The sequence below is a fragment of the Pseudoalteromonas galatheae genome (assembly GCF_005886105.2).
GTDB lineage: Bacteria > Pseudomonadota > Gammaproteobacteria > Enterobacterales > Alteromonadaceae > Pseudoalteromonas > Pseudoalteromonas galatheae.
Window position 1 is genome coordinate 2,409,273 of record NZ_PNCO02000001.1, and the last position, 14,782, is coordinate 2,424,054.

Annotated in this window: 11 protein-coding genes; 7 read left to right on the forward strand and 4 right to left on the reverse strand. The window is 45.9% G+C overall.

The genetic code is table 11. From position 1 onward, the window contains the following. Nucleotides 1-5 precede the first annotated feature (5 nt). A complete protein-coding gene (locus CWC29_RS10610; protein ID WP_128726836.1) occupies nucleotides 6-365 on the reverse strand; it encodes a hypothetical protein in 360 nt (119 codons plus the stop codon). Here CWC29_RS10610 and pheA point away from each other — a divergent pair. Continuing rightward, nucleotides 352-1,506, forward strand: coding sequence for a prephenate dehydratase (gene pheA / locus CWC29_RS10615; protein WP_128726837.1), 1,155 nt, complete (start codon nucleotides 352-354; stop codon nucleotides 1,504-1,506). The two genes, CWC29_RS10610 and pheA, sit on opposite strands and share 14 nt — an antisense overlap. Before the next feature lie 94 nt (nucleotides 1,507-1,600). Here the strand turns inward: pheA and CWC29_RS10620 are convergent, their stop codons facing one another. Beyond that, nucleotides 1,601-4,441, reverse strand: a complete 2,841-nt coding sequence (locus CWC29_RS10620; protein WP_138523228.1) for a discoidin domain-containing protein — start codon at nucleotides 4,439-4,441, stop codon at nucleotides 1,601-1,603. 144 nt (nucleotides 4,442-4,585) lie between these two features. Further along, nucleotides 4,586-7,570: a TonB-dependent receptor gene (locus CWC29_RS10625; protein WP_128726839.1), complete on the reverse strand. Its 2,985-nt coding sequence runs from the start codon at nucleotides 7,568-7,570 to the stop codon at nucleotides 4,586-4,588. 384 nt (nucleotides 7,571-7,954) lie between these two features. Here CWC29_RS10625 and CWC29_RS10630 point away from each other — a divergent pair, with 384 nt between their 5' ends. After that, nucleotides 7,955-8,701 (forward strand): copper homeostasis protein CutC, encoded by a 747-nt coding sequence (locus CWC29_RS10630; RefSeq protein WP_128726840.1) that lies wholly within the window; start codon nucleotides 7,955-7,957, stop codon nucleotides 8,699-8,701. Then, nucleotides 8,698-9,558 (forward strand): BadF/BadG/BcrA/BcrD ATPase family protein, encoded by an 861-nt coding sequence (locus CWC29_RS10635; protein ID WP_138523226.1) that lies wholly within the window; start codon nucleotides 8,698-8,700, stop codon nucleotides 9,556-9,558. Before CWC29_RS10630 ends, CWC29_RS10635 begins: the two co-directional genes overlap by 4 nt. On the opposite strand, the gene CWC29_RS10640 is transcribed toward CWC29_RS10635, so the two are convergent. Further along, nucleotides 9,538-10,272: an AraC family transcriptional regulator gene (locus CWC29_RS10640; protein ID WP_128726842.1), complete on the reverse strand. Its 735-nt coding sequence runs from the start codon at nucleotides 10,270-10,272 to the stop codon at nucleotides 9,538-9,540. The two genes, CWC29_RS10635 and CWC29_RS10640, sit on opposite strands and share 21 nt — an antisense overlap. 157 nt (nucleotides 10,273-10,429) lie before the next feature. Here CWC29_RS10640 and CWC29_RS10645 point away from each other — a divergent pair, with 157 nt between their 5' ends. The 4 genes from CWC29_RS10645 (at nucleotide 10,430) to CWC29_RS10660 (ending at nucleotide 14,782) form a co-directional block, all read left to right on the forward strand. After that, a complete protein-coding gene (locus CWC29_RS10645) occupies nucleotides 10,430-11,590 on the forward strand; it encodes a Gfo/Idh/MocA family protein (RefSeq protein ID WP_138523224.1) in 1,161 nt (386 codons plus the stop codon). Between the two features lie 7 nt (nucleotides 11,591-11,597). After that, nucleotides 11,598-12,653, forward strand: a complete 1,056-nt coding sequence (locus CWC29_RS10650) for a sugar phosphate isomerase/epimerase family protein (RefSeq protein WP_138523222.1) — start codon at nucleotides 11,598-11,600, stop codon at nucleotides 12,651-12,653. A 14-nt stretch (nucleotides 12,654-12,667) separates the two neighbouring features. Beyond that, on the forward strand, nucleotides 12,668-13,885 hold the full coding sequence (locus CWC29_RS10655) for an MFS transporter (protein WP_045964393.1): 1,218 nt from the start codon (nucleotides 12,668-12,670) through the stop codon (nucleotides 13,883-13,885). 201 nt (nucleotides 13,886-14,086) lie between these two features. Continuing rightward, a complete protein-coding gene (locus CWC29_RS10660; protein WP_138523824.1) occupies nucleotides 14,087-14,782 on the forward strand; it encodes a 3-keto-disaccharide hydrolase in 696 nt (231 codons plus the stop codon).

Genomic DNA, 14,782 nt, shown 5'->3' on the forward strand with positions numbered 1-14,782 from the left:
TCTATTTACAGTGGTGGTGTTGCCTGAATATACCAGAATATTTTTCGACTCGCCAATAAGTTACGTTTGATTAACCTACTTAAAGCACCGAGGAAGGTATGACCATCTACTAGACAGGTCTGTTTTTTTGCCCACTCATCCAAAGTAGTACTTGTTTTATCGTTTAGTTCTATGCTAATAATGTATTCAATTTCAAAGTAAGGTTTGAAAAAATGAATTTCATCACACGCAACACATATTTCTTTTTTGGCTTCTTTAGGTGAGGAGGCTTGACTGTTCGCGAGTGAAAAAGAATAGCTAAGCCTCCCAACTTCGGGAGGCTTTTTTTTGGCTAAATGGGAGTGAGGACCTATGACACAAAACACATTGGATGCCCTTAGACATGACATCAATGAGATAGATTCAGAGTTATTAATTCTACTGGCAAAACGACGCCGTATCAGTCACGGCGTGCTGGAGTATAAAATTGCCAACAATAAGCCAATCCGTGATGAAGCGCGTGAACAGGCACTGCTAGAGAAACTGATCCGTTATGGTAAATCTTTGGGTCTGGATGCATTTTATATAAATAGCGTTTTCCAAACTATTTTAGAAGACTCTGTACTAAACCAGCAAGCCATGCTGCAAAAGAACTTAAACCCCGATACCGTAGGTGATACTCATCGCGTTGCTTACCTTGGCGGGCAAGGGTCTTACAGCCAACTAGCATGCCATAAATATTTTAGCCGTCGTCCCGGAAAGCTTGTGGAAATGGGTTGCCAAAGCTTTGAGCAAATCACCGAGCAGGTAGAGAAAGGCCAAGCGGACTTTGGTATCTTACCTATTGAAAATACCAGCTCAGGCAGCATCAACGAAGTGTTCGATTTATTGCAACATGCGCAAGTATCCATTGTGGGCGAAGTAACGCATACCGTTGAGCATTGCCTCCTAGCTTTACCAGACACAGAATTACAAGCGATCGACAAAATTTATGCGCACCCTCAACCTTTTGCCCAGTGCAGCCGTTTTATTCAAGGCCTTGGGGATATTCAGCATGAAACTTGCGACTCGACCTCTAGTGCATTAAAGCAAGCAGCAGAGCACCCAAATAGTGCCGCGATTGGATCTGCACAGGCCGGTAAGAATATGGGCCTAGAAGTGGTGAAATCAGGCCTTGCGAATCAGACCGAAAACCATAGCCGTTTTATTGTAGTAGCAAGAAAAGCACTTCAAGTGTCCACTCAAATCCCAACTAAAACCAGTTTAATTATGGCTACCAAACAGCAAGTAGGCTCACTTGCCGACGCACTAATGGTATTTAAACAGCACAATATCAATATGGTTAAGTTGGAGTCACGCCCAGTACCTGGTAACCCTTGGGAAGAAGTCTTTTATGTAGATTTGCTTGCCAATATTGCAGACTCACAAGTCCAAGTGGCACTTGAAGAGTTAAAAGATCATACCCAGTTTGTACGCTTACTGGGCTGCTACCAGAGCGAGTCTTTGCAAGCCGTAGATGTATTATAATAGATCATACTAAGTCACTCTCATTGAGAAAAATAAAAAGCCAGAGCGCAAATTGCACTCTGGCTTTTTTTGGTTGAGATTTATTTAATTCAGGCTATTCGCCGCTAAGACCAAGGAGCTCAATTTCTGAGATCTGTACTAGGCCATCGTTATTCGCATTTTTGCTAATGTTTAGACGATAACTGCTATAGGCAAAAGCATTGGAGAAAGTAAATACTCTTCGTTGTAAGCGCTCATCCCAACTCTCACCTACCCAAACCGCGACTTCTGTCCACGTCTCACCGCCATCATTAGATCCCAGTAACTGGAAGTTTTCGGGATCGCGCTCTGGCGCATCATTGGCACTGGTGATAGCCAAACTACTCACAATCTGTGACGCAGTAAAATCAGCTTGGATCCAAGATGGTGATTCCTCTGTTGGCGGGCCTTGCCATTCATTGTGATCTAGCCATTTTGTCTCGGTATCATTATCAAACGCTTTTCGTTCACTTTCCGCATCTCCAATACGATTACGCGCGGTAAAACTTGTTCCAGCCAAGTCAGACAAGTCTTCAAGTGCATACTGAGGTCCAGCGAGTTCAATTTCAGCTATTTGCACTAACCCATCATTATTCGCATTTTTACTGATAGACAAGCGATAATGTGTGTAAGCCAAGCCATTAGCAAACGCAAAGGCTCGACGTTCAAAACGCGATTCAAACGACTCCCCTACCCAAGTATTTAATACTTGCCATACTTCCCCATCGTGAGATGCCAAAAGTTGGAAGTTTTCAGGGTCACGCTCCGGCGCATCATTGGCACTGGTAATGTACAAAGTATTTACCGCCTGTGCCTGTGGCAAGCTAACTTGAACCCAAGCTGGATTTTCAACAGTAGGAGGCCCCTGCCAATCGTTGTGATCGAGCCACTTAGTTTCAACATTTTTATCAAATGCTTGCGCTGCGCTCTCTGAATCACTAATACTAAAACGCGCCGTGTAACTCGCACCTTGAACTTGTGCATGATCTAATCCAGAGATTTCTGGGCCGATTAATTCAATCTCAGCAAGCTGCATCAAACCATCATTATTTTTGTTCTTGGTTATCTCAAGGCGATAGCTTTGATATGGCAATTGATTCGCTACCGCAAAGCTTTGGCGCTCTCCTCTTGCTTCAAAAGATTCACCAACCCAATTACTCAACCGCTGCCATGTAACTCCGTTATCGTTAGAGCCAAATAAAGCAAAGTTCTCAGGATCTCGCTCTGGAGCATCATTGGCGCTCGTTATCGCAAGCTGATTAACCGCCACCGCCTCATTAAAATCTACTTGGACCCATGAAGGCGCTTCGACAGTAGGTGGGCCTTGCCAATCATTATGATCCAGCCACTTAGTGGTTGGGTCGTTATCAAATGCCTTATCTTGGTTTTCTGCATCACCAATACTGTTGCTTGCCGTGACCGCAAACGTCTCAGTATCCGTATGGTCAACGCTCGGATAAACCGGCCCAACAAATTGAATTTCTCCAATTTGCAGTAAACCATCGTTATTTTTGTTTTTTGTCACTGCAATTCGGTAGCTTGTATATTTTTGCGCATTACCAAATACAAAGCCTTGACGTTCAAAGCGCGCTTCAAACGACGCCCCAACCACATTGCCCAAATTAATCCAACTCGCGCCCTCATCGTTAGAAGCTAATAACGAGAAGTTTTCTGGATCTCGCTCTGGGGCATCATTAGCGCTGGTAATGTAAACACCGCTAATTGCTTGTTGAGTGGGAAAGTCCACTTGGATCCAAGATGGTGCTTCCTCTGTCGGTGGCCCCTGCCAATCATTGTGGTCAAGCCATTTAGTTTGCGGATCGCCATCAAATGCTTTGTCTGCACTCTCGGCGTCACTAATCGCATTTCTTGCTGTAATAGTGGCACCTGATGTCACGACTTGCTGCATGGGTCCGGTGGATACCGGCTCATCAAATAGTGGTAGTGCTAAGTCCATAATACTATCGGCACTGAGACCTAGCTGCGTCGTTAATGGGTGAGCTTGCAGCGCGTTGTAGATTGGCAATCGAAGCGCTTCAAGTGCAGCTTCATCACCGCCAAGTGCGGCGCTAAGATTGCTAGCAGAGTCGCTTAAGACACTTTGTAAGGAGCCTTGCTCGTCAAACTGTGCAAATGCCGCATTGAATAGGGAAAGCTTTTGCACACTGTCAGCAACATACGTCATCTCGCAACTTTGCTCACCAGAGTCAGAGGTTGTGCAAGTTTCCCCTAATTCAAAATTCGTTAATTGATCAGCGCTAACCACAGGTAACTCAAAAACATTAGTGTTCCCTGTTTGCCAGCCAAGAGCCCGAAGCAATAACGCAGACATCTGAGCTTTTGCCAGTGCCATTAATTCGGGCGTAGAGACATTACGCCCCTCGGCAATCTGCTGCTCCACCAGCATGGTTGCTAGTGTCGTCAAGGCGTTGATTTGTAAGGTAGCATCAGCACTACCATCGGCATTTGAACCAAACGGCACGGCAACATGACTCAAGGTAGCCAAAGTCACACCAGCAATGTAATCGCCACTTACCTGCTCCCCAATTCCTACTGAGCCACAGCGACTCGCGTCGCAACGCATCTGCGAGCCTTCGCTCGTTGTGGCGGTCACTTTAATGGTAGAATTAATACCAAACCCGGCTTTCCCCGTCAGTTCTATAAACAACTCCCCCATTTGACTGGTTGCCGAATTCTCATCCATCATCATGCTAGAGCCATTGAGCGCCGTCACCGAAATGCGGGCTTGACTCAACGCGCCTTTTATCACTGAACCTGATACTTCAGCCGTCGTCACAGCGGGGGTTACTGGCACTTCTTCAACTTTTGGATCATCGCTCCCGCCGCCACATGCAGCCAATAAACTGCTAACGGCAATGAGCGGGATTGCATTTCTTATTTTATTTAACGTTTTCATATTTATCCCTTCTTACATATCAACCAACTTATGTGACTAGGTTGATATAAACGCACCACAAGCAGGTGATAAGCCGTGATATTATTTCTCGTTGTGCTAACACGACTTCACCCTGTTTGCATTACTTTATGGTTATCGCCAAAGTTAAAATCGATAGGTGATCCCAGCATAGTAGCGCTGGCCGGTGTAACTGCTGCTGCGCAACCTCGCTTTAGAGTCTTCACCATAAAAGGTTCTCGGTTCTTCTTTGGTTAAGTTGATCACAGACGCGGTTAGGATCAAGTTTTCCATCAAGTTATAAGAAGCGTTCACATCAACTTGTTGGTATGGTTCCTGATATACAGTGAGCCCGTCCGCAAGCCCCAGAGCGGTTTCTCCTCGACGGTTATATGATGCCCTGACACTGAAAGTGTCATTCTCGTAATAGGCGGAGAAGTTAAATTGATTATCTGCACTACCGACAAGTGCAGACTCACCGACCTTTTCACCGTCTACGCTAATGTCTGCCTGATTGGTATCGTTTAGGGTGTAGTTAACGTTGAGACCAAAGCCATTATCGAATGCATGTTGTGCAAACAGCTCTATTCCCCGAGAGGTTGCGTTTGTACCATTGGCGGTGGTGGTAAACGGCGTGACGGTAATATCACCCGGTGGCACAATTTCAACACCGGTAAAAGGGTTATCAAAGCCTTCAAATGGCCTTACTGAGGTAATGATCAAGGGCACGATAAAGTTATCTACGTCTTTATTGAATACTGCAATCCCAACCGCAGATCCTTCGCCATAATAATACTCCGCAGATAAATCCATCTGTACCGATTCAAATGGTTTTAGGGCCTTGTTACCCCCTGAGCCACTCCATCCTGGCTCCACAGGGTTCCCCCTAAACTCGAGCCTGTCGTCTGCCCATTCTTGAGAGATAAAGGTTAACTGCTCGGGCGCTCCCATGTCGTTGAACGGAGCTCGAGACATCGTTTTGGCGATAGCACCTCGTATAACAAGATTGTCGCTGGCATCCCAGACAATATTGAAGCTAGGCAAAAATTGCGAGTCGGTTACGGTACGCACGGTGGTGGTTTCAACGTCAATAAGGCGCTCATCACCTAAGATATCCTCTTCGGTGACATCATCAATGTCATCTAAAAAGTAGTTAATTTTATCCGATGACATAATCTGCGTTTCAGTCTCGACATAGCGTACCCCGATGTTTCCTCTAAAATCTCCAAAAGAAAAATCGGCTTGTAGATAGGCGGCCATGATCTCTTCTTCTATGTCGAACACAAAATCAGGCTCACGTCGCGTGTGCTTAACATATTCACTGGTCACGATTTCGCGGTATCGATCCCAATTGATCGTTGGCATGGTATTTACTTCAAAACCGCCTGGGATATTTTGTTCAGACGTTGCATTCAAAATATCTTCCAGTTTTGGCATACCACCAATCCACTGATAAGACACCTCATCAATGGCACCTTGACTGAATGGATCAAGCTCGCCACTGGCAATTCTGTCAGCCCCATCTTGAGTGATGAAGAAGGTGTTGTTAGTTTCGCGATGCAATGTCGCTTTACGATATTTAGCACCGACACGCAGCGTATCAACGATGCCGTACCCGACGCGATAATCAAGATCTAACTGAGCATAGTCCTCTTCTAAGTCACTGACGACAAAGCTTGAACCTGTCGAACCCGGATCGGGATCGCCGGCAATACCAGCCTGAAGGTTAGACAGCAAAGCGGGATCGGCGTACAACGACACTCTGTCGCCTAATCGCCACCCTGCAAATGAAGCGGCGTTTTCAACCTGTCCGGAATCGCTGCGACTCGCAGGTTGGCCGCTTTTATACGCCGCGCTCCAAGATTCTGAAGGTCCTCCGCTGGCTTCAGTGTGACCAAATTTACCGCGCAAATCATATAAGTCACCAGCATATTCAAAAGCAAAGTCGTAGGTATCCGAGGTATCTTTTTCTACCGTATAACTACCAATGATCCAAGGAAATTCAAGATTCCCTTCAGTGCCACCAGCGCCACTGGTAAAGTCCATGCCAGTCACAATCGTACCGGTCTCGTCTAGGGTAATACCGGTAAGATAATCTGGGTTGTACTTCCACTCTGGGATCCACATTTGTGACGTGGTGCGATTTTGCCCAAGCTCAAAATGAAAATGATTGAATGTTAAAGATAAATCATCTATTGGTCGCCATTGAATGGTGGCTTGTAACCCCTGACGTTCACGTTTTTCTTTGGTTACCCCAACACCTGCAACTTGCGGTGCCCAAACACCATCATAAACGTTACCATAAGCATCTTCTAACGCTGCAAATCGACGTGTACTATCGGCAATCACATTGCCCGCCGTGTCCGTTGCTGACAAGTCTGAACTTGTTGCCCAACGCCAACCGCCACCGCCCGACATATCACCGCCTAAAGAGCGGTTGGTGCGGTCTTGTTTGGTATAACCCACTAGCAAGCCAAAGGTTTCTTCTTCGTTTTTCCAAGAATAAACGCCGCTAAAATTAGGCTCGTACTCTTCAGTCACATCAGCGTAGGTATATTCAACATTCAACGCCCCAGAATTTGCCTCCATATCCAAAGGTTTACGGCTGTGTAGAATAACCGTGCCGCCGACCCCACCTTCATCTAAACGCGCTTCAGAAGACTTAAACACTTCAACCGATTGCACCATGGTAGAAGGCAACAAAGAGTAACTAAAAGAGCGCGACGGCGAGCCCGGAGAAGAAGCGATAAAATTGCCGTTTAACTGCGTAAAAGTAAGATCAGAGGAAAGGCCACGAATACTGACGTTTTCCCCTTCCCCGCCACTACGAGAAATCACCACACCGGGTACGCGTTGCAGTGAATCCGCCACATTTTTATCGGGAAACTTGCCAATATCTTCTGCTGTAATGGCATCCACAATCGCGTTTGATAAACGCTTAATCGCCAAGTTTTCGGCCATAGATGCGCGGATCCCGCGCACCTCAATCGTTTCGATTTCCTGCGCTTCCTCTTTTTCAGTTTCTTCAGCCATTGCCCAGTTAGTAGCTGATAACATAGCGAGGACCAGCGCAGACTTGCTAAATTGCCGTGACCTTCCTGTCACGTGGCGTCTGTTATTATTATTGGCCATTCCTATCTCCAAGTTTTTTATAATTTGTAAAGCCACGACGTCCCTTGCTGCTCCATGACGCATGACTTTGTGACGACCCTTTTTTGTTTCCCTATAGGGGTTAATAGTTTGTGAAACACTCGTTCAGAATAGGAGCGCTCTACAAAAAGTGATAATAAAATTTCGGTTTGCACTAAGACAAAATCGGCGTTTAGGTCAAAAAAAGATCCAATTTCAATTTCCTTGGTTTATAGTCTGATTAACATAAAAACTCATTATTAGTTTCTATATCAGGCAATTTAAAAACGTTCCAAACATGTGTAACCAAATGTTTTTATTGAACTAATTAAATATTCAAAACTAAGCATTTTAAACTTTAAAATTATTCAACTTCAAGAGTGAAATATGAATTCGGCAAACTATTCAGGTAAAAACTTGGAAATATGCCTCAGCAGCGATAATCCTCATTTGTTGCAGCGAAATGCACAAATTGCTTTTGCATCTGGGGCAACAAGGATAGAACTCTGTGGTGTACTGAGTTGCGGTGGCTTGACGCCAAACCCCACAGCGATACAGGCAGTTGCCCAGTATTTACCAAGCTTTGGCGAATGTATTGTGATGTTACGCCAAGCACCGCATTTTTTTATTGATGACACCATGCTCTATCAGTTACAAAAGGGGATAGATGGCATTGCTTACGCGGGCGCAACCGGTATTGCGCTTGGTTTTATAGACGATAACCAAGAGATAGCGGCTGACCATTGTCGAGCACTCATTGCCACGGCAAAATCCTTAGGCCTTTCTGTCACCTTTCATCGCGCCTTTGACGCCGCTGCAAACTGGCAGCAGGCGGCCGAGACGCTGCTAGAGTTAGGCGTTGAGCGGGTCTTAAGCGCCGGCAATACATGGCAAAGTGGCAAAGGCGCAGTGTTTGGTACCAGTCAGCTCATTGCCTTACTGAAAAAACTCAATGCTGAAGTCGAAGTTGTGATCGGTGGTGGGGTCAACACGAAAAACGCAGCGGATCTTTGGCTTTTAAGTGAATTTGGTCCACTCTCTCTACATACTCACTCTGGCGTGCACCATGGCGATGAAGTTTGCCCAAGGCTAGTTAATGCAATACTCACCGGATCAGAAAAGGCAATACAATGACAGCATCGAAGCTATTTTTAGGGATTGATGGTGGCGGGACGAAATGTAAAGTCCGCCTCGAGGATCAACATGGACAGCTCCTTGCCGAGGCCACCAGCGGCCCTGCAAACATAGCAACATCAATACATCAGGCCCAAGAGTCAATGTTGAGCGCAACAATGACAGCGCTGACAAATGCAAAAATCCCCCATCACGATATTGCTAACATCAGTGCTTTTGCAGGACTTGCCGGCGCGAATGTCACGACGGCTTGTGAGGCGATGCAGCAATGGCGTTCCCCTTTTGCACGTTTTCAATTTTCAACCGATGCACACATAGCTTGCCTTGGTGCGCATCAACACGAAGATGGCGGTGTAATCATTCTTGGCACCGGATTTTGCGCGGGTCTGGTGACGCATGGACAATTTAGGGAGTTCGGTGGCCACGGATTATTACTCAGTGATGGTGCAAGTGGCAGTTGGATCGGTTTGAGTTTAGTGAAGCATGCCATCGAGGTGCTTGATACACTGTCCCCTAGCAGTCTGATGATTGAGTCGTTTTTGACTGCCATGAATTGCCACAGTACCGAGCAGTTAGTCAAACTCACGCTAAACGCCACTCCACAGTATTTTGCCCAGTTTGCTCAACATGTTTTTGCCACGCCAAACGATCCCTATGCCGAGCAGATCTTAAGTACCGCGGCACGATTTATAGAGCGTTATGTCCGTCATTTGCAGAGCTTAGGGGCACAGAAAGTCGCGCTAGTCGGGGGCATTGCTATGCCTATACGTCCCTGGTTAGCTGCCGAGTACGCAGATACGCTGGTGACACCGGCACTACCACCAGAAGTCGCAGCGTTAACGCTCGCTCGACGTTAACTCTTTACGTAATTGCGACGGGATTTCACCAAATAAACGACGAAACTGCTTGCTAAAATAACTTGGCTCTGAAAAGCCACACTGATAAGCGACTTGTGATACTGGTAAGCGTGTTTCGACCAATAATTTACGGGCATTTTCCAATCTTACTTCGTTGATAAATTGATTGGGAGTTTTGGCTAAATGCTTTTTAAATCTGCGCTCCAGTGCGCTTACTGAAAGGTGAGCAAGTTCCGCCAATTCTTCGATACAAATATGACGATGGTAATGCGCCCGAATAAATTCAACGGGCGCTTCAATGGCTCTTACGTGAGACAACGCCTTTGACGTTTTCGCTAGATGTCGCGTAACACCATAAGTGCCCATAATCGCATTTTCGCCGTCAAGTAGCACTTTTTTTGACGTGGAAAACCATGCCAATTCCCCATTTGTGGTTTGGTTGAGTTCTAATCTATCCGTCACGATAAAGCCTTCCATCACTCGTTTATCATCGTTAACGTATTGGAATGCCAAGTGTTGCGGTGAAAAGTCAAAATCGGTTTTCAGTAAGATTTGATCTAGGGTTTTATAGCCCTGATGTTCAACAAAGTGTTGGTTCGCATGCACTATTCTACTTTTTGTGTCTTTGACCCAAAAGAGAATGTCTGGGATCAGGTCAAATGCTGCAATCAATTGATTTACCCCAGCTTTATTCAATATTGTTTGCTCTTCCATTGCCCTAATTACCGCCTTTTTATAATTATAATAATTTATTTTAAACGCCGATTTTGTTGCATTGTCAACCGAATTTTTATTATCACTTTGGCGCCACTGTTACCTATTATCAATAACATCAGATTAACTTACCTCGATAACTCGACGGAGCTAAACGATGGATAATAACAAAATCCGCATGGCCATGATCGGTGGTGGAGAAGGCGCTTTCATAGGTGCAGTGCACCGCATAGCTGCGCGTTTAGATGGTCAAATTGAACTTGTTGCAGGCGCATTTAGCGCCGATCCAAACAAAAGCCTAGCAATGGGCCAGCAACTCGGGCTTAACCCATCACGTTGCTATGCCAGCTACCAAGCACTCTTACAACAAGAGGCGGAACTACCAGAGTCGGAGCGCATCCACTTTGTTGCCATCGTGACCCCAAACCATTTGCATTTTCCGATTGCCACAGCCGCTATCGAACACGGCTTTCACGTCTTGAGTGATAAGCCTGCAACGCTCAATTTATCTGAGGCTCTACGTCTACAAACACAGATTCAAAAGAGCAATTGCTTGTACGGATTAACACACACCTATACCGGCTATCCGATGGTGAAAGAAGCACGCCACCGCATCGCAAATGGCGAACTTGGCAAAATACGCAAAGTCGTCGTTGAATACAGTCAAGGATGGCTTGCAAGTGCTGATGACGAAAACAGCAAGCAAGCCAGCTGGCGACTAGATGCAAGCAAGTCTGGCGTGAGTTGTTGTATGGGCGATATCGGCGTACATGCAGCGAACCTTGCCGAATATGTGAGTGGTTTGGAGATAGAGGCGCTTTGTGCGGATTTAAACACGGTTGTGTCCGGCCGACAGCTCGACGATGACGGCACAGTATTACTGCGCTTTGGTAACGGTGCTAAGGGCGTGTTGATGGCAAGCCAAATAGCCCTTGGCGAAGAAAATAATCTCACCTTAAAAATCTATGGTGACAAAGCTAGTATCGAATGGTCACAAATGGAACCTAATAGTTTGTGGTTACGTGCGGCAAATGCTCCAGCTCAGTTGATCCGCACAGGAGTGGGCTCACTTAGCCAAGCAGCCATTAGCGCAACCCGTGTGCCAGCCGGTCACCCTGAGGGATATCTGGAAGCATTTGCAAATATCTACCTTAATTTCGCCAACCTTATTCGTGCACATCAGCAGCAAGCCAATGTGCAACACGAAGAATTTGACGTGCCAAGTATTAACGCTGCAGTCCGTGGCATGGCATTTATTGAAAACGCGGTCGCAGCTAGTGCAAAAGACACTAAGTGGCACCCCTTTACTATTGGATAAAATAAGAATGAAGCAAATTAAAGGACCCGCTATTTTTCTCGCGCAGTTTGTCTCGGACGAGGCGCCATTTAACAATTTTAATAGTATTTGCCAGTGGGCAAGTAGCCTAGGTTATCAAGGTATTCAGCTACCAAGTTGGGAACAGCGACTGTTCGATCTGCAAAAAGCCGCTGAAAGCCAAGATTATTGTGACGAGATCACTGGTATTGCCGCAGAGCATGGCCTTACTATTTCAGAGCTATCAACCCATTTGCAGGGTCAATTAGTGGCGGTGCACCCAGCTTATGACCAAATGTTTGACGGCTTTGCACCAGCAAAAGTGCATGGCTCTCCTCAGGCTCGAATGGAGTGGGCAACAGAGCAACTAATGCTAGCGGCCAGTGCCAGCGCTAAGCTTGGGCTAACCAGTCACGCAAGCTTTTCTGGCGCCTTGCTCTGGCATACTTTTTATCCGTGGCCACAACGCCCAAATGGCTTAGTGGAACAAGGATTTGAGGAGCTTGCAAAACGCTGGTTGCCTATTTTAAACCGCTTTGACGAGGTTGGAGTCGATGTGTGCTATGAGCTTCATCCAGGTGAAGATCTACACGATGGCGTGACTTTTGAGCGCTTTTTAGCAGCGACGAATAATCACCCGCGAGCCAATATTCTTTATGATCCAAGTCACTTTGTTTTACAGCAATTGGACTACTTAGCGTTTATCGACATCTATCATGAACGTATCAAAGCGTTTCATGTAAAAGATGCCGAATTTATCCCCAATGGCCGCTGCGGTGTTTACGGCGGATACCAAGGATGGCAACAACGGCCAGGACGGTTTCGTTCATTAGGTGACGGACAGGTCGACTTTAAGAAAATATTTAGTAAGTTAACACAGTACGGTTTTGATGGTTGGGCTGTATTGGAATGGGAATGCTGTATTAAGCACCCTGAAGATGGGGCCAAAGAAGGTGCTGAATTTATCAAACAGCACTTGATCAAACCAACCGAAAAAGCCTTCGATGATTTTGCAGGAAGTAGCACCGATACCGAACGCAATAATCAAATCCTCGGCATAAAATAAACAGGACTACGACCATGAATAATAATAATCATAATCGGACCGTGTTTCAGCTCTGTTGCCTTGCACTGGTCGTCACATCGATGACATTTGCTATTCGCGCAGGTATTTTGGGGCAATTAGGTGAGCAATTTGGGCTGTCAGATACGGAACTTGGTTGGGTTAACGCCATGGCATTTCTGGGCTTTCCCGTCGCAACCATGTTAGGTGGTGCAATCTACAACGCCATTGGCGCCAAAAAGTTAGTTGCCCTCGCCTTTATTTGCCACTTTGCTGGGTTGGTTTTAACCATTACCGCTGATGGTTTTTGGTTACTGCTGATCTCGACGTTTTTAATCGGCTTTGCGAATGGTTCAGTGGAAGCTGGCTGTAATCCACTGATTGCCGAAATGTATCCGAAAAACACCACGACTATGCTCAACCGATTCCATGTCTGGTTTCCAGGCGGCATTGTGATTGGTGCTCTGGCATCGAATGCCATGACTGCATCGGGCTTTAATTGGCAATGGCAAGTTGCTTTGATATTAATTCCAACGCTGATTTATGGAGCGATGATGGTCAAGTCACAGTTTCCTGAATTTGACCGCACAGATCATTCCACCACCAGCAATCTCAAGCACCTGTTTTCTCCGCTCTACCTATTTTTAATTTGCTGTATGACCTTAACAGCAACAACTGAACTTGGTACACAACAGTGGATTGAACGCATACTGGGAGCGTCAGGCGCCTCTCCTATGATGATCCTCGCACTGATCACAGGCTTGATGGCATTAGGTCGCTTCTTTGCCGGCCCAATAGTCCACCGTTTTAATCCAACAGGCGTATTACTCGGCTCTGCGGTATTGGCAACCGCGGGGATTTTCATGATGAGCCAAGCACAAGGGTCAGCAATCTACTTGGCCGCAATATTATTTGCCTTGGGTGTCACTTATTTTTGGCCAACCATGCTGGGCTGCGTTGCTGAATACACCCCAAAAACAGGCGCACTTGGTATGTCTTTAATGGGCGGTGCGGGGATGTTCGCTGTCAGCATGTGGAATCCGGTAATTGGTAGTTGGATTGATTCGGCGCGACTCGAAGCCCAAGCAGCAAACTTAACCGCGCAGCAATCAGAACTAGTTGCAGGTCAAGCGGTGCTTGAAAATATTCTGTTATTCCCAGCTATTCTCATTGCCGCTTTTATCGGCCTTTACCTTTATATCAATAAAAATAAACGCGTTGAGAAATACGCGTAATACCAATTCGCTTAATTAAGTGATCTATTTTGAGGCGAGAAAATCTTGTCGATAACAAGGCGAAAATATTGCTATTTAATTGTTCTAAATGAGAAATTTTTAACGCAGTTAGCGTCAGATTTGCTCCTTCAAATTGAGCAAGTATTAAGACTAATTGGTATATGTAGCAACAAGTAAAAAGTGAACAGACGAGGTTCCAATATGCTCAACTCTATAAAAATACTAACGCTGGCATTGGCGGTTAGTTGTGCGGCTTGCGCTAGTACAACTGACAACCAATTGAGCCCGCAAGAACAACAAGCCGGATGGCAACTGCTTTTCGATGGCAAAGATATGTCGCAATGGCGCAACTTTAAAAGTGACGGCCTAAATAGCCAGTGGCAAGTTGAGGACGGCGCGATGACACTTACCCAAGGTGGTGGCGGCGATATTCTGACCAAAAAACAATATCAGAATTTTGAGCTCCAGCTCGATTGGAAGATTTCTAAAAAAGGCAACAGTGGGATTTTTGTATTGGCGGACGAAAAAGGTGGAGCTATATATTCCCACGCCCCAGAAATCCAAATTCTAGATAACAAAGAACACCCAGACAATAAAATAGACTCTCACCTTGCTGGTTCTATTTATGACCTGTTCGCCGCGCCAAGTACGGCACATAAACCTGCTGAAGTTTGGAACCAAGTTCGTATTAAGCTGCAAGATAACCACCTACAAGTTTGGCAAAATGGTGTAAGCACGACGAGTATCGTGATTGGCAGCACCACTTGGAATGCTTTGGTTAAGAACAGTAAATTTGCGACATGGCAAGGGTTTGCTGAAGGTAAAAAAGGCCACATCGGCTTGCAAGATCACGGCGACAAAGTTTGGTTCAAAAACATTAAGATCAAGGAGCTGTAA